22 protein-coding genes and 1 pseudogene are annotated in these 21983 nt (G+C 71.9%); 17 read left to right on the top strand and 6 right to left on the bottom strand.

Translation table 11 applies throughout. The features are described 5' to 3' along the window. Positions 1–35 precede the first annotated feature (35 nt). Positions 36–1667 (bottom strand): alkaline phosphatase D family protein, encoded by a 1632-nt coding sequence (locus tag ACWDY5_RS07910; protein WP_449721509.1) that lies wholly within the window; start codon positions 1665–1667, stop codon positions 36–38. A 138-nt stretch (positions 1668–1805) separates the two neighbouring features. After that, positions 1806–2909, bottom strand: a complete 1104-nt coding sequence (locus tag ACWDY5_RS07905; RefSeq protein WP_449721508.1) for a hypothetical protein — start codon at positions 2907–2909, stop codon at positions 1806–1808. A 119-nt stretch (positions 2910–3028) separates the two neighbouring features. On the opposite strand from ACWDY5_RS07905, the gene ACWDY5_RS07900 reads away from it, so the two are divergent. The 8 genes and pseudogenes from ACWDY5_RS07900 (at position 3029) to ACWDY5_RS07865 (ending at position 11303) form a co-directional block, all read left to right on the top strand. After that, positions 3029–4360 (top strand): replication-associated recombination protein A, encoded by a 1332-nt coding sequence (locus ACWDY5_RS07900; protein ID WP_449721706.1) that lies wholly within the window; start codon positions 3029–3031, stop codon positions 4358–4360. Beyond that, entirely contained in the window at positions 4357–4962 is a 606-nt protein-coding gene (locus tag ACWDY5_RS07895) for a hypothetical protein (protein WP_449721507.1), read from the top strand. Before ACWDY5_RS07900 ends, ACWDY5_RS07895 begins: the two co-directional genes overlap by 4 nt. 137 nt (positions 4963–5099) lie before the next feature. Beyond that, on the top strand, positions 5100–5516 hold the full coding sequence (locus ACWDY5_RS07890; protein ID WP_449721506.1) for a DUF948 domain-containing protein: 417 nt from the start codon (positions 5100–5102) through the stop codon (positions 5514–5516). Next, a pseudogene (locus ACWDY5_RS07885) lies at positions 5513–5717 on the top strand (hypothetical protein); the annotation flags it as partial. The gene ACWDY5_RS07890 and the pseudogene ACWDY5_RS07885, both read left to right, overlap by 4 nt. Before the next feature lie 319 nt (positions 5718–6036). After that, complete coding sequence (gene alaS, locus ACWDY5_RS07880) at positions 6037–8718, top strand: alanine--tRNA ligase (RefSeq protein ID WP_449721505.1); 2682 nt, start codon at positions 6037–6039, stop codon at positions 8716–8718. Further along, positions 8715–9227, top strand: coding sequence for a Holliday junction resolvase RuvX (ruvX, locus tag ACWDY5_RS07875; protein ID WP_252482740.1), 513 nt, complete (start codon positions 8715–8717; stop codon positions 9225–9227). Before alaS ends, ruvX begins: the two co-directional genes overlap by 4 nt. Then, positions 9224–10414, top strand: a complete 1191-nt coding sequence (gene mltG, locus ACWDY5_RS07870; protein WP_449721504.1) for an endolytic transglycosylase MltG — start codon at positions 9224–9226, stop codon at positions 10412–10414. The genes ruvX and mltG overlap by 4 nt, the downstream gene beginning before the upstream one ends. Further along, positions 10401–11303 (top strand): shikimate dehydrogenase, encoded by a 903-nt coding sequence (locus tag ACWDY5_RS07865; protein WP_449721503.1) that lies wholly within the window; start codon positions 10401–10403, stop codon positions 11301–11303. The genes mltG and ACWDY5_RS07865 overlap by 14 nt, the downstream gene beginning before the upstream one ends. Positions 11304–11329: 26 nt before the next feature. Here the strand turns inward: ACWDY5_RS07865 and ACWDY5_RS07860 are convergent, their stop codons facing one another. The 4 genes from ACWDY5_RS07860 to ACWDY5_RS07845 form a co-directional block, all read right to left on the bottom strand. Continuing rightward, entirely contained in the window at positions 11330–12118 is a 789-nt protein-coding gene (locus tag ACWDY5_RS07860) for an SGNH/GDSL hydrolase family protein (RefSeq protein WP_449721502.1), read from the bottom strand. 160 nt (positions 12119–12278) lie between these two features. Further along, complete coding sequence (locus tag ACWDY5_RS07855; RefSeq protein ID WP_252482737.1) at positions 12279–12557, bottom strand: HPr family phosphocarrier protein; 279 nt, start codon at positions 12555–12557, stop codon at positions 12279–12281. Between the two features lie 27 nt (positions 12558–12584). After that, on the bottom strand, positions 12585–13862 hold the full coding sequence (locus ACWDY5_RS07850; RefSeq protein ID WP_449721501.1) for a PTS transporter subunit EIIC: 1278 nt from the start codon (positions 13860–13862) through the stop codon (positions 12585–12587). 13 nt (positions 13863–13875) lie between these two features. Next, positions 13876–14679 (bottom strand): GntR family transcriptional regulator, encoded by an 804-nt coding sequence (locus tag ACWDY5_RS07845; protein WP_449721500.1) that lies wholly within the window; start codon positions 14677–14679, stop codon positions 13876–13878. On the opposite strand from ACWDY5_RS07845, the gene ACWDY5_RS07840 reads away from it, so the two are divergent. The 9 genes from ACWDY5_RS07840 to ACWDY5_RS07800 all read left to right on the top strand — a co-directional run bounded on the left by ACWDY5_RS07840 (position 14560) and on the right by ACWDY5_RS07800 (position 21971). Continuing rightward, positions 14560–15120: a glucose PTS transporter subunit EIIB gene (locus ACWDY5_RS07840; RefSeq protein WP_449721499.1), complete on the top strand. Its 561-nt coding sequence runs from the start codon at positions 14560–14562 to the stop codon at positions 15118–15120. The two genes, ACWDY5_RS07845 and ACWDY5_RS07840, sit on opposite strands and share 120 nt — an antisense overlap. Then, positions 15117–15569, top strand: a complete 453-nt coding sequence (locus ACWDY5_RS07835) for a PTS sugar transporter subunit IIA (protein WP_252482733.1) — start codon at positions 15117–15119, stop codon at positions 15567–15569. Before ACWDY5_RS07840 ends, ACWDY5_RS07835 begins: the two co-directional genes overlap by 4 nt. Before the next feature lie 1105 nt (positions 15570–16674). After that, positions 16675–17346: a prepilin peptidase gene (locus ACWDY5_RS07830; protein WP_449721498.1), complete on the top strand. Its 672-nt coding sequence runs from the start codon at positions 16675–16677 to the stop codon at positions 17344–17346. A gap of 25 nt (positions 17347–17371) precedes the next feature. Continuing rightward, positions 17372–18559: a chorismate synthase gene (aroC, locus tag ACWDY5_RS07825; RefSeq protein ID WP_449721497.1), complete on the top strand. Its 1188-nt coding sequence runs from the start codon at positions 17372–17374 to the stop codon at positions 18557–18559. After that, positions 18556–19164 (top strand): shikimate kinase, encoded by a 609-nt coding sequence (locus ACWDY5_RS07820; RefSeq protein ID WP_449721496.1) that lies wholly within the window; start codon positions 18556–18558, stop codon positions 19162–19164. The genes aroC and ACWDY5_RS07820 overlap by 4 nt, the downstream gene beginning before the upstream one ends. After that, positions 19161–20267, top strand: a complete 1107-nt coding sequence (aroB, locus tag ACWDY5_RS07815) for a 3-dehydroquinate synthase (RefSeq protein ID WP_449721495.1) — start codon at positions 19161–19163, stop codon at positions 20265–20267. Before ACWDY5_RS07820 ends, aroB begins: the two co-directional genes overlap by 4 nt. Beyond that, the gene (aroQ, locus tag ACWDY5_RS07810; protein ID WP_449721494.1) at positions 20264–20692 is read left to right on the top strand and encodes a type II 3-dehydroquinate dehydratase; all 429 of its coding nucleotides are present in this window, start codon (positions 20264–20266) and stop codon (positions 20690–20692) included. Before aroB ends, aroQ begins: the two co-directional genes overlap by 4 nt. Continuing rightward, a complete protein-coding gene (locus tag ACWDY5_RS07805) occupies positions 20689–21252 on the top strand; it encodes a GNAT family N-acetyltransferase (RefSeq protein ID WP_449721493.1) in 564 nt (187 codons plus the stop codon). Before aroQ ends, ACWDY5_RS07805 begins: the two co-directional genes overlap by 4 nt. A 179-nt stretch (positions 21253–21431) precedes the next feature. Continuing rightward, on the top strand, positions 21432–21971 hold the full coding sequence (locus tag ACWDY5_RS07800) for a GNAT family N-acetyltransferase (RefSeq protein ID WP_449721492.1): 540 nt from the start codon (positions 21432–21434) through the stop codon (positions 21969–21971). Positions 21972–21983 lie beyond the last annotated feature (12 nt).

Here is a 21983-nt window from a genome sequence, read left to right as displayed (position 1 = left end):
CCGCTGTCGCGCGACAGCGGCACCGGGTTCCCTGGTCAGACGATCGGACTGGTCGCCGACTGCACCCGCTGAGAGCCCGCCTTCACCCGGAACGAACGGCCGTGCCGCACCGGGCTGTCCGCCTTGGTCCGGTCGGCCACGTAGTACCAGTCCATCTGCGTGCCCGCCGGGGTCACCTCCAGCACCGAGGCGCCGTGCGAGTCGTACTCCACCCACTTGATGTGGCGGTTCAGCCCGGTCAGCGCCTTCTCCACCACCAGGCTCGCGGTGCGCGGCGGCACCTTCAGCACATCGTCGATGTTGTCCGAGGTGACCGAGGTGCACACCAGTTCGGTGGCCAGCGACGGACTCAACGGGTACAGCCCGGCGTCGGCCGGAATGTCAGCCGCCCACGAGGAGTGCACGTCCCCGGTGAGGAACACGGTGTCCTTGACCTTGTTCTCCGCCAACGCTTTCAGCACCTTGCGCCGGTCCGCGGTGTAGCCGTCCCACTGGTCGGTGAGCACCGCCCCGCCCTCCTGCGGCAGGCCCAGCAGCTTCAGCAGCGGCCCGAGCAGCTCGGCGGGCAGCGGCGGGATCAGCGTCGGCGTGATCATCACCGAGGTGCCGACCAGCTTCCACTGCGCGCTCGAGGAGACCAGGCCGTCGATCAGCCACGCCAGCTGCTCGCTGCCCGCGATGGTGCGGTCCGGCCGGTCCACCTCCCCGGAGAGCGCCTTCACCTGCTGCGAGCGGTGCGTGCGCAGGTCCAGCATGGACAACTCGGCCAGCGTGCCGAACCGCAGCCGCCGGTACAGCCGGTCCCCGGCGTTGCGCACCGGCATCCACTCGAAGTACGCCCGGTGCGCCGCCGCCCGCCTCGCCGCGTACTCGCCCTCGGTACCAGGCGTGTGGTTGCCCGCACCCCCTGACCAGGCGTCATTGGCCACCTCGTGGTCGTCCCAGGTCAGGATCCAAGGGCAGGTGGCGTGCAGGCGCTGGAGGTGCGGGTCGGTCTTGTACTGGGCATGCCGCTGCCGATAGTCAGCGAGACTGAGTATCTCGCGCGGCGGCATATGCGGCCGCACGTACTGTCCGACCGGGAACCCGCCCGGCTCGTACTCGTAGAGGTAGTCGCCCATGTGCAGCACCGCGTCCAGGTCCCCGCGCTCGGCGAGGTAGCGGTAGGCGGCGAAGTGCCCGGCCTGCCAGTTCGAGCAGGACACCACCCCGAACCGCAGCCGTTGCACCGCCGCGTCGGCCGCGGGCGCGGTCCGGGTCCGCCCGGCGGGGGAGCGCACCCCGTTGACGGTGAACCGGTAGTGGTAGTCGGTGGCCGGGGCCAGCCCGCCCACATCGACCTTGACCGTGTGGTCGCGCCCAGGCCCGGTCACGGTGACCCCGGAAGCCACCACCGCGCCGAACCCGGCATCGCTGGCCACCTCCCACCGCACCTGCACCTCAGGCCCGGCACCGGAGCCAGGCGTCGACTCGGGGGTCGGGGTGACCCTGGTCCACAGCAACACCCCGGTGGGCAGCGGATCGCCGGAAGCCACGCCATGCCCGAAAACCGGAACGTCAGCGGCAGCGGCCGAACTCGTGGTGGGCAGAGCAGTCGCGGCGGCCACACCCAGGGCCGCGGCTCCGGTGGCGCGCAGCACGGCCCGCCGGTCCAGAGGATGATTCATGTTCAGCACTCTGGCCTGGCCGGGCCAGGTCGAGAAGGCGGCCGTTCAGGTGTTCATCCGGCGGCAACTAGCCGGTTGAAATGCGGTGCCACACCCGCCGAAAACCGGTATCGCCAGCTACCGAGGCCCACGCACCGGTCAACTCGCCGCAACCACCCGCGCGCCATCCGCCACCTGCTGCCCCCGCCCCGCCTCCACCACCGCGACCCGCTGCTCCCGCGCCTTCTCCGCCGCTACAACCCGCCCATCCAGCGCGCTCTCCACCGCCGCGACCCGCTGCTCCCGCGCAGCCTCCGCCACTGCGGCCTGCTGGTCCCGCGCAGTCTCCGCCACTGCGGCCTGCTGCTCTCGCGCAGCCTCCGCCACTGCGACCTGCTGATCCCGCGCGGCCTCCGCCGCGACGCACTCATCCCGCGCGCCCGCCGCCAGCGCCGCCTGCTCGCCCGGCGAGCCCGCCGCCAGCGCCGCCCGCTTGTCCGGCGCGCTCACCGTCAGCGCCGCCTGCTCGCCCAGCGCGCTCACCGCCAGCGCCGCCCGCTTGTCCGGCGCGCTCACCGCCACCACCGCCCGCTCGTCCCGCGAGCCCACCGTCAGCGCAGCCCGCTCATCCCGCGAGCCCGCCGCCAGCGCCGCCCGCTCGCCCGGCGTGCTCGCCACCGCCCGCTCGACCCGCGCCGCCCGCACCATCGCCGCCAGCTCCGCCCCGGCCCGCCCCGGAGCCACCCCGCGCAACCCGGCCGCCGTGCACCGCGCCACCACCCCCGGCTGCTCCCGCACCAGCCGCAACCCCCGCCGCACCAGCAGCGGCCACGGCTTGCGCGCCTCGGCCACATCCCGCACCAGCCGCCGCGCGAAGGTCACCACCCGGTTCGGCGCCAGCACGATCCCGTCCGCCAGCACCCCCGCCGCCCGGCAGCCCGCCACCAGCCGGTCCGCGAACAACCCCTCGGCCAGGAAGAACGGCCCGTCCGCGCGGACCTCGTGCGTGCCCACCCGCCGGTCCTCGCCGATGGAGTACACCGGCGCCCGCACCACACCGGTGCTCGCCAGCTCCACGATCGCGGCCAGCGCGGCCTCGGCGTTCCAGGAGTCGGGGTGGTCCCAGTCGGCACGGCCGGCCTCGTCCACCGGCATCGCCGGGTCGTCGCCGTCGCGGTAGAAGTCGTCCAGGCGGAGCACCGGCCAGCCCAGCCGGGCGGCCAGGTGGGACTTGCCCGATCCCGAGGGGCCCGCGAGCAACACGACCTTGAGCGCAACGGCAGGTGACGGCACGGGTGTTGATCCTCGCACACCGCGGACCGCGACTGTCAGTCTCTCCGGGTAGCGTCCCGCACGTGGACGACGGTCTGTTCGAAAGCGGCCTGTTCGCGGCCGAAGCCCAGGAGAAGGCGGAGGAACATCTCGCGGCCAACGCCCCGCTCGCCGTGCGCATGCGCCCCCGCTCCCTCGACGAGGTGGTGGGCCAGCAGCACCTGCTCGGCCCCGGCGCGCCGCTGCGCCGCCTGGTCGAAGGCGCCGCGCCCGCCTCCGTGCTGCTCTACGGACCGCCCGGCACCGGCAAGACCACCCTGGCCACCCTGGTCTCGCTGGCCACCGGCCGCCGGTTCGTCGCGCTGTCCGCGCTCAACGCCGGGGTCAAGGAGGTCCGCGAGGTCATCGGCGAGGCCAAACGGCGCCTGGGCCGCACCGCCGAGTCCACCGTGCTGTTCATCGACGAGGTGCACCGCTTCTCCCGCACCCAGCAGGACGCCCTGCTCGGCGCGGTGGAGGACCGCACCGTGCTGCTGGTCGCCGCCACCACTGAGAACCCGTTCTTCTCCGTGGTCTCCCCGCTGCTGTCCCGCTCGCTGGTGCTCCAGCTCAAGTCCCTCACCGACGAGGACATCCGCGCCGTCATCCAGCGCGCCGCCACCGACCCGCGCGGCCTCGGCGGCGCGCTGGCCGTGGCCGCCGACGCCGAGGACCACCTGGTCCGCCTCGCCGCCGGTGACGCCCGCCGCGCGCTGACCGCCCTGGAGGCCGCCGCCGACGCCGCGGCCAGCACCGGCGCCACCGAGATCACCCTGGCCACCGTCGAGTCCACCGTGGACAAGGCCGCGGTCCGCTACGACCGCCAAGGCGACCAGCACTACGACGTGACCAGCGCCTTCATCAAGTCCATCCGCGGCTCCGACGTCGACGCCGCCCTGCACTACCTGGCCCGCATGATCGAAGCCGGCGAGGACCCCAGGTTCATCGCCCGCCGCCTGGTCGTGCACGCCAGCGAGGACATCGGCATGGCCGACCCCACCGCGCTGCAGACCGCGGTGGCCGCCAGCCAGGCCGTGCAGCTGATCGGCATGCCCGAGGCCCGCCTCGCTCTGGCCCAGGCCACCATCCACCTGGCCACCGCGCCCAAGTCCGGCGCGGTCAACTTCGCCATCAGCGCCGCCCAGGCCGACGTGCGCAAGGGCTCGGTCGGCCCGGTCCCGCCCCATCTGCGCGACGGCCACTACGCGGGCGCGGCCAAGCTCGGCAACGCCAAGGGCTACCTCTACCCGCACGACGTCGCCGAGGGCGTGCTCGCCCAGCAGTACCCGCCGGATGACCTGGTCGGCGTCGACTACTACGAACCGGTGGACCGCGGCGCCGAACGCGTGCTGGCCGACCGGGTGCCCAAACTGCGCCGCATGATCCGGGGAGAGCAGGGGTGACCGAGCTGGACGCACTGGTCGTGACCCCCAAGACCGGTGCCGAGCCGATCACCGGCGCGGGCGCGCCACCGGGGGCGGACCTGCGCGGGTTCTGGAGCTGGTCCTGCTCCGACCTGGTCGGCAACGCCATGCGCGGCGTGCTCGCCGAGTACCTGGTCGGCCTCGCCCTGGACTGCGTCACCGGCCGCACCCGGATCGAGTGGGACGCCGCCGACCTGCGCACCGCCCAGGGCTGGCGGATCGAGGTCAAGTCCGCCGCCTACCTGCAGAGCTGGCGGCAGGAACGGCTCTCCGACATCTCCTTCGACATCCGGCCCACCGCGGGCTGGGACCACGCCACCAACACCACCGCCGCCCGCGCCCGGCAGTCCGACGCCTACGTCTTCTGCCTGTTCCGGCACCAGGACAAGGTCACCGCCAACCCCCTGGATGTGGACCAGTGGGTCTTCCACGTGCTGGCCACCCGGCGGCTGACCGCGGCCGTCGGTGAGCAGAAACGCATCGGCCTGGCCAGCCTGCTGCGCCTGGACCCGAGGGTGGCCGCCTTCCCGGAGTTGCCCGAGGCGGTGGCCGCGGAGCTGACCCAGCAGCAACCGGGGTGAGGCACGTGACACCGGCGCGGTAACCTGTCCCCGATCATCCACAGCGCCTGCGACACGCCAGAAGACCTGCGTGACCGCGCGTGGGCTTACCGTCGCGGCGCTGGGGTACCCGACTTCTACTTACGCATGGAGGGCTCGTGTCACCAGGGCAGATTGCCGCATTGGTCGCGGCAGGCGCCTTCGTGCTGCTGGTGCTGCTGCTCGCGATCCCGCTGCTGAAGCTGGGCCGCACGCTGGACGAGGCCACCATCGCCATCCGCAAGGCGCACGAGAACAGCGATCCGCTCTTCGACGGCGCCAACACCACCCTCACCCACGTCAACACCCAGCTGGAACGGGTGGACGGGATCACCGCGAACGCGCGCGCCGTCAGCGGCAACGTCTCCGCGCTGACCTCCCTGTTCACCGCCACGCTGGGCGGGCCGCTGGTGAAGGCCGCCGCGTTCTCCTACGGCGTCAGCAAGGCGCTGCGCGCCCGGCGCAAGCGCACCGCCGCGATGGAGCCCACCGGACGGCACTCCCGGCGCACCACCCGTAAGAGTGGTAAGCGATGAGGCGGCTGTTCTGGCTCAGTCTCGGCGTGGCCGCCGGGGTGGCGATCGCCCGCAAGGCCACCGCCACCACCAAGCAGTTCACCCCGGCCGGCATCGCGGAGAACCTCGGCGACGCCGTGCGTGAGCTGGCCGGCGCGGTCGGCTCCTTCGGCGCCGACGTGCGCGCCGGCATGAGCGAACGCGAGGACGAGCTCTCCGAGGTGGTCGCCCGCGCCCAGGAGCCGCTGGGCTCCCGCTCGCGCAGGCACAACCGCCCGGCCCGGGACAGCGTCGCCCGCGACAGCGCCGGCCGTGACACCGGAGCCCGCGAGCCGGGCCGCGCCGTCCGCGAGACCGGTTCGCACCGCGCCGCCGACGCTGGGTGGCTGACCGGTCTGGACGAGTCGCCACGAGGCGGAACGGAGGGGGACCGGCGAGCGCGCTGGGCGGAGGGCTGAGCCCCGACGCCCCTGCCCTTCGCCGCCCCGCCGACCACCCGTCAACCCGCGCCGTGCGCGCGCAGCCACACCTAGGACTCCCCGTGCAGACCCATGACCTCCGCCAGCGGTTCCTCGACCACTTCCAACGCAACGGCCACCGCGTCGTGCCCAGCGCCTCGCTGATCCTGGACGACCCGAACCTGCTGTTCGTCAACGCCGGCATGGTGCCGTTCAAGCCGTTCTTCCTCGGCGAGGCCCCGCCGCCGTCCCCGACCGCCACCAGCGTGCAGAAGTGCGTGCGCACCCTGGACATCGACGAGGTCGGCAAGACCACCCGGCACAACACCTTCTTCCAGATGGCCGGGAACTTCTCCTTCGGCGACTACTTCAAGGACGGCGCGATCCAGCTGGCCTGGGAGCTGGTCACCAAGCCGCAGTCCGAGGGCGGCTACGGCCTGGACGAGTCGGTGCTGTGGACCACCGTCTACGAGGACGACGACGAGGCCTACGACCTGTGGCACAACAAGATCGGCGTGCCCAAGTCCCGGATCATCCGCCTCGGCAAGGGCCCCAACTTCTGGTCGATGGGCGTGCCCGGTCCGTGCGGCCCGTGCTCGGAGATCCTCATCGACCGCGGCCCCGAGTACGGCCCGGAGTTTGTCGACTCCGGTGACGGCTCCGAGCCCGACGGCGACCGTTACATGGAGTTCTGGAACCTCGTGTTCATGCAGAACCTCCGCGGCGAGGGCACCGGCAAGACCGACTTCCCGATCCTCGGCGACCTGCCCGCCAAGAGCATCGACACCGGCATGGGCATCGAGCGGGTGGCCATGCTGCTGCAGGGCGTGCCCAACGTCTACGAGACCGACCTGATCCGCCCGGTCATCGCCAAGGCCGAGGAGCTCTCCGGCCGCCGCTACGGCGCTGACCAGGTCGACGACGTGCGCTTCCGGGTCATCGCCGACCACGCCCGCAGCGGCGTGATGCTCGTCGGCGACGGCGTCACCCCCGGCAACGAGGCCCGCGGCTATGTGCTGCGCCGCCTGCTGCGCCGCATCGTGCGCTCCATCCGCCTGCTCGGCGTGCAGGAGCCGGTGCTGGGCGAGTTCACCAAGGTCGTCGCCGACGCCATGGCCCCGTCCTACCCGGAGCTCAAGACCGACTTCGACCGCATCGACGCCGTCATGCGCGCCGAGGAGGAGGCCTTCCTGGCCACCCTCTCCAGCGGCTCGAAGATCTTCGACACCGCCGCCGCGCAGACCCGCGCCGGCGGCAGCACCAAGCTGCCCGGCGACAAGGCCTTCCAGCTGCACGACACCTACGGCTTCCCCATCGACCTCACCCTGGAGATGGCCGCCGAACAGGGCCTCTCCGTCGACGAGGACGGCTTCCGCACCCTGATGGCCGAGCAGCGCAACCGCGCCAAGGCCGACGCCGCCGCCCGCAAGACCGGGCACGGCGACCTCACCGTGTACCGCTCGGTGCTGGAGCAGCACGGCCCGACCGAGTTCCTCGGCTACACCGACCTGGCCGGCCAGGCCAGGGTGGTCGGCCTGCTCGTCGGCGGCCAGCCGGTGCGCAGCGCGGGCCAGGGCGCCGAGGTCGAGCTGGTGCTCGACCGCACCCCGTTCTACGCCGAGGGCGGCGGCCAGATCGCCGACACCGGCCGCCTGCTCGGCGCCGGGGCCGAACTGGCCGTCTCCGACGTGCAGCGCAGCGTGCCCGGCCTGTTCGTGCACCGCGCCACCGTGGTCTCCGGTGAGGTCGGCCTGGACGACCTGCTCGAAGCCGAGGTCGACGTGGCCCGCCGCAACGCCATCCAGCGCTCGCACTCGGCCACCCACCTGGTGCACGCCGCCGTCCGCGGCGCCTACGGCAAGCGCGCTGCCCAGGCCGGTTCGCTCAACTCGCCCGGCCGGATGCGCTTCGACTTCACCACCCCCGCCCCGGTGTCGGCCTCGGTGCTCGGCGAGGTCGAGGAGGAGGTGAACGCCTACCTGCAGGAGGACGTGGAGGTCAACTCCTTCACCACCACCATGGACAAGGCCCTGGAGCTGGGCGCGGTCGCCCTCTTCGGCGAGAAGTACGGCGACAGCGTCCGCGTGGTCGACATGGGCGAGTACTCCCGCGAGCTCTGCGGCGGCACCCACGTCCGCAACATCGCCCAGCTCGGCGTGGTCAAGCTGGTCGGCGATGCCTCCATCGGCTCCGGCGTGCACCGCGTCGAGGCCCTGGTCGGCATGGACGCCGTGCGCTACATCAACAAGGAGCACCTGCTGGTCACCCAGCTCGCCGACCAGTTCAAGGTGCCCGCCGCCGAGCTGCCCGAGCGGATCTCCGGCGTGGTGGCCAAGCTGCGCGCCGCGGAGAAGACCATCGAGCAGCTCCGCGTCGGCGAGGTCCTGCGCTCCGCGGGCGACATCGCCGGCCGCGCCGTCCAGCTCGGCGAGCTCTCCGTGGTCGCCGAACAGATCACCGACGGCGTCCCGGCCGGTGACCTGCGCGCCCTGGCCACCGAGGTGCGCAACCGCCTGGGCTCCCGCCCCGGCGTGGTCGCGCTGTTCTCGGTCGACCCGGACGCCGGCAAGGTCGCCTTCGTGGTGGCCACCACCACCGCCGCCCGCGACCTCGGCCACGCCGCCGGCAAGCTCGTGCCGAGCTTCGCCGGTGACCTGGGCGCCCGCGGCGGCGGCAAGCCCGACATGGCCCAGGGCGGCGGCGACAACCCGGCCGGCGTGCCCGCCGCCATCGCCGCCCTGCACCGGACCTTGGGCGGCTCGTGACCCGGCCTGACCAGCCAGCACGTCAGCCTGACCGCCCCGGCGCCCACGACGTGGGCCCGGGGCGGCGGCTCGCCGTGGACGTCGGCTCGGTGCGGGTCGGCATCGCCCTGAGCGATCCCGCTCCCATGCTCGCCACCCCGCTGGTTACCCTGTCGCGTGACGAGAAGACCGGCCGGGACCTGGACCAGCTGGTCGCACTCGTCGCCGAACACGAGGTGGTCGAGGTGGTTGTGGGCCTGCCCAGGACCCTGGCCGGGCGGCACGGCGACGCGGCGCAGACCGCGGCCGCCTACGCCGACCTGCTCGCCGAGCGCGTCGCGCCGGTGCCGGTCCGGTTGACCGACGAACGCCTCACCACGGTCAGTGCCGCGCGGATGCTCAGTCAGCGCGGCGTCAAGGGCAAACGGCAACGTGCCGTCATCGACCAGGCGGCCGCCGTGGAGATCCTGCAGTCCTGGCTGGACGCCAGGGCCAACGCGGTGGCCGCACGCGGCGAGGAGAAACGGTGAGCAGCGACGATCTCGGGTTGTTCGACGAGGGGCAGCACTCCTCGGAGGAGCGCTCCGCCCGTGACAAGAAGGCCAAGCGCACCAAGTTGCTGATCGGCGCCGGGGTGGCCGCCGTGGTCATCGGCGTCGGGGTGTGGATGGGCGCGCTGGAACTGATCGGCATCGGCTCCTACGACGACTACGAGGGCTCCGGCGAGTCCGACGTGGTCGTGCAGATCGAGGCCGGCACGATCTCCAAGACCGGCAAGACCCTCGCCGACGCCGGCGTGGTCGCCAGCGCCCGCGCCTACACCGAGGCCGCCGAGTCCAACACCAAGCTCGGTGGCGTCCAGCCCGGCTACTACCTGCTCAAGGCCAAGATGTCCGGCGCGGCCGCGGGCGCCCGCCTGCTGGAGAAGGAAGCCCGCGTCGGCGACTTCGAGGTCAAGGGCGGCTACCAGCTCTACGACACCAAGCAGCCCGACGGCAAGACCAACCCCGGCATCCTCTCCCGCATCGCCGAGGCCAGCTGCGCCAAGGTCAACGGCAAGGACACCTGCGTCAGCGCCGAGGCCATCCGCGAGGTCATGGAGAAGGCCGACCCCGCGTCCCTTGGCGTGCCGGACTGGGCGATCGGCGGCGTCACCAAGGCCGACCCCAAGCACCGCCTGGAAGGCCTGATCATGCCGGGCCGCTACGACGTCAAGCCGGGCGCGGCGCCCGAGGAGCTGCTCAAGGCGGTGCTGAGCACCTCGGCCACCCGGCTCCAGGCCGTCGGCCTGCCCAAGATCGCCAGGGACACCGGTTTCAGCGACTACGACGTGCTGGTCATCGCCTCCCTGATCGAACGCGAGGGCATCACCAAGGACTTCGCCAAGGTCTCCAGGGTGCTGTACAACCGGCTGGCCAAGGACATGAAGCTGGAGCTGGACTCCACCATCAACTACGCCCTGGACCGTCCGCTGGTGCGCACCACCAAGGAGGACCGGGAGCGAGCGGGCGCGTACAACACCTACGCCAACACCAACCTGCCGCCGACCCCGATCGCCTCCGCCGGCAACGAGGCCATCCTGGCCGCCACCAAGCCCGAGGCCGGGAACTGGATCTTCTTCGTCAAGTGCTACAAGGACGGCACCTCCTGTTTCGCCGAAACCAACGCCCAGCACAACCAGAACCGCAGCGAGGCCCTGGCCCGTGGCGCCTACTGAGCCGCCTGCCGGAGCACGCGGACCACTCGCCGGACCACACCGGGCGGCGATCCTGGGCTCACCGGTAGCCCACTCGCTGTCCCCGGTCCTGCACAACGCCGCCTTCGCCGCGCTCGGCCTGCCCGACTGGCACTACGAGCGCGTCGAATGCGACGAGCACCGCCTGCCGAACCTGCTCACCGAGGCCGCCCAGGCCACCCCGGCCTGGGCCGGTTTCTCGGTGACCATGCCCGGCAAACGCCGTGCCCTTGACCTCGCCACCGAGGCCACCGCACGAGCCAGGCTGGTCGGTGCCGCCAACACCCTGACCCCGTTGCCGGGCAACGGCTGGCGTGCCGACTGCACCGACATCGACGGCGTCACCGGCGCCCTGCGCGCCGCGGGCGGCTTCACCCCGGTCACCCGGGGCCACGCGACCATCCTCGGCGCCGGTGGCACCGCCTTGGCCGCGATCGTCGCCCTGGCCGAACTGGGCCTGACCGAACTCACCCTGGTGGTCCGCGACCCGGCCCGCGCCACCGACGCACTCGACTGCGCCGCCAGGGCAGGCCTGAAAACCGAGACAACCCTCCTCTCCGAAACCGACCTCGCCGACCTGGCCGCGAGCTCCCTGATCCTGGTGAGCACCGTGCCACCGGCCGCGACCGAACCACACGCCACCGCACTGGCCGCGGCCCCCTGCGTGCTGGACGTGATCTACCACCCGTTCCCGACACCACTGGCCACCGCGGTCCTGGCTCAGGGCCACCGCCTGGCCACCGGCCTGGACATGCTGCTGCACCAGGCTTTCGGCCAGTGCGAGCAGTTCACCGGCCGCCCGGCGCCCCGGGAGGCGATGCGCGCGGCCCTGCGCGCCGCCACGGACAACCTGCTGGAACTACCGCTGTAGCACCGGCGGCGGCCCGCGTCCGCCGTTCAGACCCCGGCTAAGCGGCTCTCCAGCGCGGCGGGCGCGTAGCCGTGGGCGTGCCCCAGCGCGTTGGCATGGAAGGAGTCCGTGCTGGGGGAGACCAGTGGGTTGACCCAGCGCGGCGAGCCGCAGATCCCGTGTCCGGCGAACCGGTCCCGCACGTCCGCGTACCGCACCCCGGCGGCCTTGGCCCGCGCCGCGGTGGTGTCCGCGAGCAGGTCCGCGCCCGCGTTGAGCGCCGCGCGCTTGGCCGCGCTCAGCCCGCCGGAGCAGGACTTCGCCTCGAACAGCCGCGGGTAGCCGAGCACGAGCACCTTGGCGTTGGGAGCCTTCGCGCGGATGGCCGCGTAGGTGCGGTCCAGGCGGGCCGGCAGCTCGTCCCGGACGAAGGCGGCGGCCCGGTCCGCCCTGCGCTTGCAGGCGGAGTCTCCATTGAGGACACAGGTGGTCATGACGTCGGTGAAGCCGAGGTCGTTGCCGCCCACCGTGAGCGTCACCAGCGCGGTGTTCGCCCCGAGCTTGTCCAGCTGCCGGTCCACCACGTCCACAGTGGACGCGCCGGAGCAGGCGGGGAAGAGGAAAGCGCTGGGCTGTAAGGACTTCGCTATCAGGTGTGGATAGGCGTTGCGACTTCGCCTGCACGCGCCGCTGCCGGGTTCGTAGGCACCGGCGCCCACTCCGGAGGCGTAGGAGTCGCCCAGCGCCACGTACTCGCCAGCACCGGAGGCGAAGGCGGGCAGCTGGCCGAGGAGCAGGGCGGTCAGGGCGAGCAGACAGGGGAGCAGGGCACGCATGGGGACTCCAGGGGGCGGAAGGGATGTGCCATTCCGGAGTACCACCCTGGCCTGCCCGATCGCGAGCCGCGCGGGCCCACTTGACCCCTTTGTGTACAACGAAAGCCCCTGTGGATAAGTGTCGCGACACTTATCCACAGGGGTCGTCAGCGGAGTGGGATCAGGCCGGTTGCTCCTGGTCGAGGTCGGTGCCGATGAGCGCGGCCACCGCTGCCAGGGCCGCCTCGGCGCCCTCGCCCTCGGCGGCGAGCACCACCTCGTCGCCGTGCATGGCGCCCAGGGTCATCAACCCCAGGACACTGGCCGCGGCCACCGGCTCGCCACCCTCCTTGCGGATGGTGACCGGCACCGGCTGCTCCGCCGCGGTCTTGGCCAGCACGGCGGCCGGCCGTGCGTGCAGACCGACTCGGCTGGCCACCGTGACCCGCAGTTCCGGCATGTCCTACTCCTCCTTGGTAGTGCCCGCTCAGCCCTTGGTGGACCGGGCGGCCTTCTTGTCCTCTTCGGCGTCGGCGGCCGCACTCGGGTCGATCGCCGTGGCGTCGTCCTCGCGACCGGGGGTCGCCAGGTTCCACTTCGTGATCACGAACCGGAACAGGAAGTAGTACACCGCGGCGAAGGCCAGGCCGATCGGGATGAGCAACAACGGCTTCTGCGCGATGCCGAAGTTGAGCACGTAGTCGATCGCACCCGCCGAGAACGAGAAGCCGTGGTGGATGTCCAGCGCGTTCACCAGTGCCAGGGACACACCGGTCAGGATGGCGTGGATGATGTACAGCGGCCACGCGACGAACATGAACGCGAACTCCAGCGGCTCGGTGACGCCGGTGAGGAACGCGGTCAGCGCCGCGGAGAGCATGATGCCGCCGACCAGCTTGCGCTGCGCGGGCTTGGCGGTGTGCCAGATGGCCAGCGCCGCGGCGGGCAGGGCGAACATCATGATCGGGAAGAACCCGGTGAGGAAGGTGCCCGCGCTGGGGTCGCCAGCCAGGAACCGGTTGTAGTCACCGTGCACGACCTTGCCCGTGGCGTCGGTGAAGTCGCCGAAGACCTGCCACACGGTGGTGTTGACGATGTGGTGCAGGCCCAGCGGCAGCAGGAACCGGTTCAGCACGCCGAAGGCGCCGCCGCCGATGACCGCGTTGGCGGTGATCTGCTGGCCCAGCCAGGTGAGGCCGTCGTTGAAGTACGGGTAGATCAGCGCCAGCGGCACCGCGAGAACCGCGATCACCACCGACAGCAGGATCGGCACGAACCGGCGCCCGCCGAAGAACGCCAGGTACGGCGGCAGCTTGATGCGGTGGTACTTCTGCCACAGCAGCGCGGCCACCACGCCGACCAGGATGCCGCCGAGCACCTTGTAGTCGACCAGCGGCTGTTTGGCGCCTTCCGCGGCCTTGCCCAGCACCACGGGGGACAGGGCCTTGAACACGCCCTGCATCACCAGGTAGCCGACCACCGCGGACAGCGCGGTGGAGCCGTCGGCCTTGCGGGCGAACCCGATGGCCACGCCCACCGCGAACAGCAGCGGCAGCCCGTCCAGGATCGCGCCACCGGCCGCGGCGATCACGGCCGCCGCGTCCTGGAACCACGTGAACGAGCCGAGCATGTCCTTGTCGCCCAGACGGGCGAGCAGACCAGCCGCGGGTAGCACCGCGATGGGCAGCATCAGGCTGCGGCCCAGCTTCTGCAGTGTCGCCAGGCCCTTCACTTCGCGACCGCCGGTCGCCGGAGTGGCGCTCATGACCGCTCCTCGCTCATCGGGTACCTCCCGGGTCGGGGTGGGAGCCGGAACCGGGCAGGTTCCGGTCGAGCTGCATGGTCACCTGGTAAAGATCGCCCCGGTACCACGAGGTCATGTCCTCCACCGGCCGCCCACCGCAGGTGGAGACGCGGCGGAAGACCAGCACGGGACTGCCGGGACGGACCCCGAGCAGCCGTGCCGTGGCGGGATCGGCGCCGTCGGCCAGGACCGTCTGGCGGCCATGGTCCAACTGCACCCGATAGGTGTCGGCCAGCAGGCCGTACAGCGAGCGGGACAGGTTCTGCTGCAGGAGTCCGGGCACCTCGCGCGGGTTGTACCAGCCGCGTTCGACCGCCATCGGCGTGCCGTTGGCCGTACGTAGCCGGAACAGCCAGTAGGCGGGCTCGTGCGGACGCAGGCCCAGCGCCGCCGCGGTGTTCTCCGGGGGAACCACCTCGGCGTAGTCGAGTACCTCCGTCGCCGGTTCCATGCCCCGGCGCCGCATGTCCTCGGTGAAGGAGGCCAGGTGCAGCTGTGCCTCCACCCGAGGACGCGCGGTGAACGTGCCCTTGCCGCGGACCCGGCTGAGCAGGCCCTCTGTGACGAGCTGGCCGACCGCTTCGCGCACGGTCAGCCGGGAGACCCCGTAGTGCGTGGCGAGATCCCGTTCCGAGGGCACCGGGGAGCCGGGGGGCAGGTGCTCCTCGGCGAGTCGGCGCAAGATCTCGCGCAGTTGCGCGTGCTTGGGGGTCGGCCCCTCCACCAGGCGTGCCGCCGGTCCGAGGAACGGGTCCTCGATGTTGCTGTCCCCGGCCACGCACACCTCCTTGTCGCTGTCCGGTCCTTCTCGTGGACCACCGTCTCGCCCCACCGCCCGTGGATTGGTACGGTCCGGTCTAAACCAGTTAGTGCGGGAGGATGCTCCGCGACCGCGACGGGTGTCAACGGCCGTTATGGCTTCGTGTCGCCCTGGTGGCAGCATCCGCACACCGCGGATCGAGCAGGACAGTCAGAGGAGGTCACGGTGGCGGACAAGGCGGCGGCGATTCTCGCCGGGCTCGGCGGAGCGGAGAACATCGAGGACATCGAGGCGTGCATCACCCGCCTGCGGTGCGAGGTGGTCGACGGCGGGAAGGTCGACCAGGCGGCGCTCAAGGCCGCGGGGGCGCACGGGGTGATGCAGCAGGGCACCGTGGTGCAGGTCGTGGTGGGTCCGGAAGCGGACAACCTCGCCGACGACATCCAGGACCTGATGTGACCCTGTCGATCCTCTCCCCGGTGACGGGCACCGTGGTGCCCATGAGCGAGGTCCCCGACCCGGTCTTCGCCCAAGCCATGGTCGGCCCCGGCCTCGCGGTCGACCCGGCCCGCGAGGCAGGCGAGGCGGTGGCCCCGATCGACGGCACGGTGGTGACCCTGCACCCGCACGCCTTCGTCGTGGCCACCGACAACGGCATCGCGGTCCTGGTCCACCTGGGCATCGACACGGTGAAGCTCAAGGGCGAGGGCTTCACCCAGCACGTGGTCAAGGGCGAGAAGGTCCGCGCCGGCCAGCCCATGATCACCTGGAACCCGGCGGACATCGAGACCACCGGCTACTCCCCGGTCTGCCCGGTGGTCGCACTGGACGCCCCAGCGGACAAGCTCACCGACCTGCGCGAACCAGGCCCGGTCACCGCGGGCGACCCGCTGTTCACCTGGAACTGAAGCGACGGCCGCTCTCGGCGAAACTCCACCCGAGAGCGGCCTTTCGAATGTCGGTTGGCTTGCCTTTCTTGCATTATTAGTGCTTTGCTTCAGCATTCTGCTGTTCTTCAGATCGCTACTCATTCCTGGTCGGCCGCTTTCGCGCCGCGTGTCACCGCTGATTTTCAGCCTTCAGCGGTTTCCAGTTTTCCGCTTCCGGCCACGTGCCGCTCGCCGCGATACGGCGCCTTACGCGGTGGATCCGCTGTCTCATTTCGCCGTCGCAGCCCTTTCTCCGTCCCTGCGGCCTCCGTCGCCGAGCCGTTCGGCTACCACCTCCCGGCTACCGCACTACCCAACTTCCAGTTCTGCCATTAGTCACCAAGTCCCCGCGTGCTTGCCTCTCCGGTCCTGCGTCCGGTCCAGTCCCGCCGCGTTTCTACTCGCTCTGCCTCGCCCGGCCGCTTCGCACTGACCAACGCCGCCCTGCCCGTCTCGTCTCAGCCCGCTTCGCCCGACTCGCTTTCCTTGCTTCGGCACACTCCTCTCCGCCTTGCTTCGGTCCGCTTCATCCCGCGCGACCCATCGCGCTCCGTCTCGCCTGGCTCTGCCGCGACTCGTCCCACTCCGCCGTGACCTATGAGCCCTCACGGCCCAGTCTTTTCCCGCACACCTCACCTCCGACCCGCCACTTCCCGTGCCCCAGCCGCCTGTTCCCGGCTTCCCGGCCTCCCATCTCCCGCTCAGCCGTTCCCGTCTCGCCATCTCTCGTCCCGCCGCCTCTCGTCCCGCCGCCTCTCGTCCCGCCGCCTCCCGTCCTGCCGCGCCCCGCCCTGCCCCGCCGCGTCCCGCCCAGCTACGTCCCGTCCAGCCGCCTCCGACCTCGCCTCACCATCTCCACCAATTCCCCCATTAATCCCCGCCCGCGCGCGAGGGGGACCCCCCATTTCCACAATATCGACCAGCCTGGCAGTTTCCGCAAATCGCTCATCCACAGGCTGCCAGTTATCCACAGTCTCGTGAATGTTCGCCAATGGCGAACCTTGGCGCCTGATTCCGCAAATACCCACCTTCGAGTGACGGCTTTTGGTCGGAGTCCTCCGCTGAATATGGCAGCATCAATGCCATGCCCCATCTCCTCCCCACATTCATCGCGATCATTCTCGGCGCGCTCCTCGGCCTCCTCGCCGGAACATCCACCCGTGCCCTGCTCCGCAGAACCCCACGTGGCACCGCCATCCCACCGCCCTGGCTCGTGCCCGCCACCGCCATGCTGACCGCGGTCCCCGCCGGTCTGGCCGGGGCCGGTCTGCTCTCCTGGGCCTGGTTGCCGGTTCCGGTCGCGCTCGCCTGGGTCGCGGTGCCGCTGGCGGCCGTGGACATCCGACATCGGCGACTGCCGGATGTCCTCACCCTCACTGCGCTGCCGGTGTTCGCGGTGCTGGTCACGCTGGCCGCGGTGTTGGGCCCGGATGGTGGGATGGCGATACGCGCCGCGCTGGGCGGTGCCTTGTTCTTCCTCACACACCTGGTCGTGCATCTGCTCAGTCCCGGCTCGCTCGGGGCCGGGGATGTGAAGCTGTCCGCCAGTCTCGGTGCGGTGGCGGCTGCGGTGTCGTGGCCTGCGCTGATCGTGGTCGCGGCGGCGGCTGGGACGGTGACCGCGGTCGCTGATCTTGTTCGGCGGCTACGCGTGCGGGCGCCGCCCGCGCCGGCCGGGATGCCGCACGGGCCCGGGCTGCTGGCCGCGACCTGGCTGGTCACGGTGCTGGCGGGGCAGGGCGGAGTCCTCGGCTAACCGGCTGACATGGCAGGATCGACCCGTGTTGCGCTGGATCACCGCTGGAGAGTCGCACGGACCGGCCTTGGTCGCCGTGTTGGAAGGTCTGCCCGCCGGGGTGGAAGTCACCACGGGAGAGCTGGCCACCCAGCTAGCCCGGCGGAGGCTTGGCCACGGTCGTGGGGCCCGGATGAAATTCGAGGCCGATGAGGTCGAGTTCCTCGGTGGTGTCCGGCACGGGCGCAGCCAGGGTGGGCCGGTCGCGGTCCGCGTGGGCAACTCGGAGTGGCCCCGCTGGGACAAGGTCATGTCCGCCGACCCGGTTGACCCGGAAGAGCTGGCCAACCTTGGTCGCAACGCGCCGCTGACCAGGCCGCGGCCCGGTCACGCCGATCTGCCCGGGATGCTCAAGTACGGCTTCGACGACGCGCGTCCGGTGCTGGAACGCGCCAGCGCCCGGGAGACCGCGGCCCGCACCGCGCTGGGCACGGTGGCCAAGGCGTTCCTGAAGCAGACCCTTGGCGCCGAGGTGCTCAGCCACGTCATCTCCATCGGCACCGTCGCCGCCCCGGCCGGAGTGCTGCCCCAGCCCGCCGATCTGGACGCGGTGGACGCCAGCCCGGTGCGGGCGTTCGACCCGGTGGCGAGCGAGGCGATGGTCGCCGAGGTCGACGCGGCGAAGAAGGACGGCGACACCCTCGGCGGTGTGGTCGAGGTGCTGGCCTACGGGCTGCCGCCGGGACTCGGCTCGCACGTGCACTGGGACCGGCGACTGGACTCCCGGCTGGCCGGGGCGCTGATGGGCATCCAGGCCATCAAAGGCGTTGAGGTCGGCGACGGGTTCGAGACCGCCCGGCGGCGCGGCAGCCAGGCGCACGACGAGATCGAACCGGGTGGCGGACCGAGCGGAGTGCACCGCAGGTCCAACCGAGCAGGCGGACTGGAAGGAGGCATCACCAACGGCGAGATTCTGCGCGTGCGCGCCGCGATGAAGCCGATCTCCACCGTGCCCAGGGCGCTGGACACCATCGACACGGCGACCGGTGAGCCCGCGGTGGCCATCAGCCAGCGTTCCGACGTGTGCGCGGTGCCCGCGGCCGGTGTGGTCGCCGAGGCGATGGTCGCGCTGGTGCTGGCCGACGCCGTGCTGGAGAAGTTCGGTGGCGACTCCGTCGAGGAGACCCGGCGCAACGTCGAGTCCTACCTCAAGGCGCTGGAGCACCGCCGGTGAGCCCGCGAGCAGTGGTCGTCGGACCGCCCGGATCCGGCAAGACCACGGTCGGCCGGCTCCTGGCGCAGCGGCTCGGGCTGGACTTCCAGGACACCGACGTCATGGTGGAGCAGACCGCGGGCAAGGTGGTCTCGGAGATCTTCACCACCGACGGTGAACCCGTGTTCCGGCGGCTGGAGGAACAGGCCATCGCCGACGCGCTCGCCGAACACGACGGCGTGCTGTCCCTGGGCGGCGGCGCGGTGCTCTCCGAACGCACCCGCGCGCGGCTGACCGGGCAGACCGTGGTGTTCCTCAACATCGGCATGGCCGAAGGCGTGCGGCGCACCGGGCTGTCCACGGCGCGGCCGTTGCTGGCCGGGGTGAACCCCCGGGCCACGTTCAAGGCGTTGCTGGACGCGCGGCTCCCGCTGTACCGGGAGGTCGCCACGGTGGAGGTGGTGACCGACTCGCGGACCCCGGAGGAGGTCGTCGACGCGGTGATCGCCGGACTGGACGCGGCAACCGCGGCGCCCGGGACACCTGCGGCAGCCACTGGGCCGGGTGTGGCGGCGCCGGACGGCGATGGTGGGCGGCAGGCGCGGATTGAGGAAGGGACACGATGACCGAGCCGGTGCGGATCCGGGTTGCCACTGACTCGCCCTACGACGTGATCGTCGGGCGGGGACTGCTGGGCGAGCTGGTGGAGACGCTGCGGGGAGTCGGCAAGGCGGCCATCGTGCACCAGCCGACACTCGCCGAGACCGCCGAGACGGTGCGGGCCGAACTGGCCGCGGCCGGGGTCGACGCGCACCGCGTGGAGGTGCCCGACGCCGAGGACGGCAAGGCGCTGGGCGTGGCCGCGTTCTGCTGGGAGGTCTTCGGCAAGATCGGGCTGGACCGGACCGGGGTCGTCATCGGGCTCGGCGGCGGGGCGGTGACCGACCTGGCCGGGTTCGTCGCGGGCACCTGGATGCGCGGGGTGCGGGTGGTGCACGTGCCCACCACGCTGCTCGGCATGGTCGACGCGGCGGTCGGGGGCAAGGCCGGGATCAACACCGACGCGGGCAAGAACCTGGTCGGGGTCTTCCACGAACCCACTGCGGTGCTGGTCGACCTGGCCACCCTGGAGGGGCTGCCGCGCAACGAGCTGGTCGCCGGGATGGCCGAGGTGGTCAAGGGCGGGTTCATCGCCGACCCGGTGATCCTCGACCTGATCGAGGCCGACCCGCAGGCCGCGCTGGACCCGGCGGGGGAGGTGCTGGCCGAACTGGTGCGGCGCAAGATCCAGGTGAAGGCGGACGTGGTGTCGGCCGACCTCAAGGAGTCCTCGCTGCGGGAGGTGCTCAACTACGGGCACACCCTGGCCCATGCCATCGAGCGGCGCGAGCGCTACCGATGGCGGCACGGGGCCGCGGTCAGTGTCGGGCTGGTGTACGCCGCCGAGCTCGCCCGCGCCGCCGGACGGCTCGACGACGCCACCGTGGAACGGCACCGCAGCGTGCTCCAGTCCCTCGGGTTGCCGGTGAGCTACGACGCCGACGCCTTCCCGCAGCTGATGGAGGGCATGCGCTCGGACAAGAAGAACCGGGCCGGGGTGCTGCGGTTCGTGGTGCTCGACGGGCTGGCCAAACCCGGCAAGCTGGAAGGTCCCGACCCGAGCCTGCTCGCGGGGGCCTACTCGGCCATCGCCAAGGACGACACCGCGGGCGGGGGAGTGCTGCTGTGAACGTGCTCGTGCTCAACGGCCCCAACCTCGGCAGGCTCGGCACCCGCGAACCCGTCATCTACGGCAGCACCACCCACGACGACCTCATCGCCCTGTGCCTGCGCACCGGGGCCGAGCTGGGCATCGAGGTCGAGGTGCGGCAGACCGACCACGAGGGCCAGATGCTCGAGTGGCTGCACGAGGCAGCCGACGCGCAGCGGCCCGTGGTGCTCAACGCCGGGGCCTGGACGCACTACTCGATCGCGGTGCGGGATGCCTGCGCCGCGCTCACCGCGCCACTGGTCGAGGTGCACATCTCCAACGTGCACAAGCGGGAGCAGTTCCGGCACCACAGCTACCTCTCCGAGCTCGCCGCGGGGGTGATCGTCGGACTGGGAGTGGACGGCTACGCGCTGGCGTTGCGGTGGCTGGCCGGAAACGCATGAGTTTGCCGGTCCTGCGCACCGACCGCCTCGTGCTCCGGCCGTTGCGCGCCGAGCACGAGGAACCCCTGATCACCGCCTTCGCTGACGAAGGACGGGACGGCTCGCCCTACACCTCGGTCGAGCTGGCCGATCCGGGCGCGCTGCGGGCGCTGCTGACCACCAACCTGGCCGAGGAACGCGCCGAGGGGCTCGGGCACTGCGTGTTCGAGGTGGACGGGGTGGTCGCCGGGTTCGGGCGGCTGGCCGGGTTCCGGCAGTTCCCGCCGCCGTTCGTCTCCATCGGCTGGGCGCTGGGCGGCGGCTACCGCGGCAAGGGACTGGCCACCGAGGCGGTGCGAGAGCTGGTCCGGCACGCGCACGAGACCGTGGGCGTGCCCGCGGTGTGGGCGCTGATCCACCCCGACAACCTGCCCAGCAAACGGCTCGCCGAACGAGCCGGGTTCGTCTTCGTCGGCTGGCGGGAGAAGCTCGGCCACCAGGTGGAGGCGCACGTGGCCCTGCGCCCAGGCGCCCGCTGGCCAGTGGGAGACGCCGACTGGCCGGCCGGGAGCGACCGGTGACCAGGGCCGGAGGCGACCCGTGACCGCGGCCGGAGGCGACCGGTGACCCAAGAGCGGAGGTCGCCGATGACGAGGGCGGAGGCGACCCCGACTGTGGACGGAGGCCACCGGTGACCGTGGGCGGAGACCACCGATGACCGTAGGCGGAGACCACCGATGACCGCGCCCGGGGGTGACCGGTGACCGCGGCGGTGTTGCGGACCCGGCGGCTGGTGCTACGGCCGCTGGAGCTGGCCGACGCGCCCCGGCTCGCCGAGGTCTTCGCCGATCCCGGCGCCTCCCGCTGGCTCGGGCGGGACCTGTCCCAGCCGGGGGCGGTGCGGGAGTGGGCGCTGGAGCGGACCGCCGCCGACTACCCCGAGGGCATGGGGTACTGGACGTTCTGGCTGGACGAGGCGGTCATCGGCTACGGGCACCTGCGGCCCTCGCACGAGCTGCCCGCGCCGATGGTGGAGACCGGCTGGTCCATCGGGCCCGGCCACTGGGGACGTGGACTGGCCGGGGAGGCGGCGCGGGCGCTGCTGGAGCTTGGGTTCGGTGAGCTGGGGCTGCCCGCGGTGTGGGCGCTGGTGCGGCCGGAGAACGAGCCGAGCCTGCGGCTGGCCGGGCGGCTGGGCTTCCTCGAGGTCGCCACCGGGCGGCACTACGGGGCCGAGCACCGGGTGATGGTGCGGCTGGGGCAGGTCACGCCGAGGGTGGGCACGCTGCCCAGGCGCTGACCGGCGGCAACC

The sequence above is a fragment of the Crossiella sp. NPDC003009 genome, from assembly GCF_053591555.1.
The sequence above is the reverse complement of the archived record's forward strand: the minus strand, read 5'-3'. Positions and strand labels throughout refer to the sequence as shown.

Bases quoted from the DNA above. Each gene is read 5' to 3' on its own strand.
- ACWDY5_RS07910 (WP_449721509.1), bottom strand. From the start codon at position 1,667: ATGAATCATCCTCTGGACCGGCGGGCCGTGCTGCGCGCCACCGGAGCC.
- ACWDY5_RS07860 (WP_449721502.1), bottom strand. From the start codon at position 12,118: ATGCGTGCCCTGCTCCCCTGTCTGCTCGCCCTGACCGCCCTGCTCCTC.
- ACWDY5_RS07855 (WP_252482737.1), bottom strand. From the start codon at position 12,557: ATGCCGGAACTGCGGGTCACGGTGGCCAGCCGAGTCGGTCTGCACGCA.
- ACWDY5_RS07850 (WP_449721501.1), bottom strand. From the start codon at position 13,862: ATGAGCGCCACTCCGGCGACCGGCGGTCGCGAAGTGAAGGGCCTGGCG.
- ACWDY5_RS07830 (WP_449721498.1), top strand. From the start codon at position 16,675: ATGCCCCATCTCCTCCCCACATTCATCGCGATCATTCTCGGCGCGCTC.
- aroB (WP_449721495.1), top strand. From the start codon at position 19,161: ATGACCGAGCCGGTGCGGATCCGGGTTGCCACTGACTCGCCCTACGAC.
- ACWDY5_RS07805 (WP_449721493.1), top strand. From the start codon at position 20,689: ATGAGTTTGCCGGTCCTGCGCACCGACCGCCTCGTGCTCCGGCCGTTG.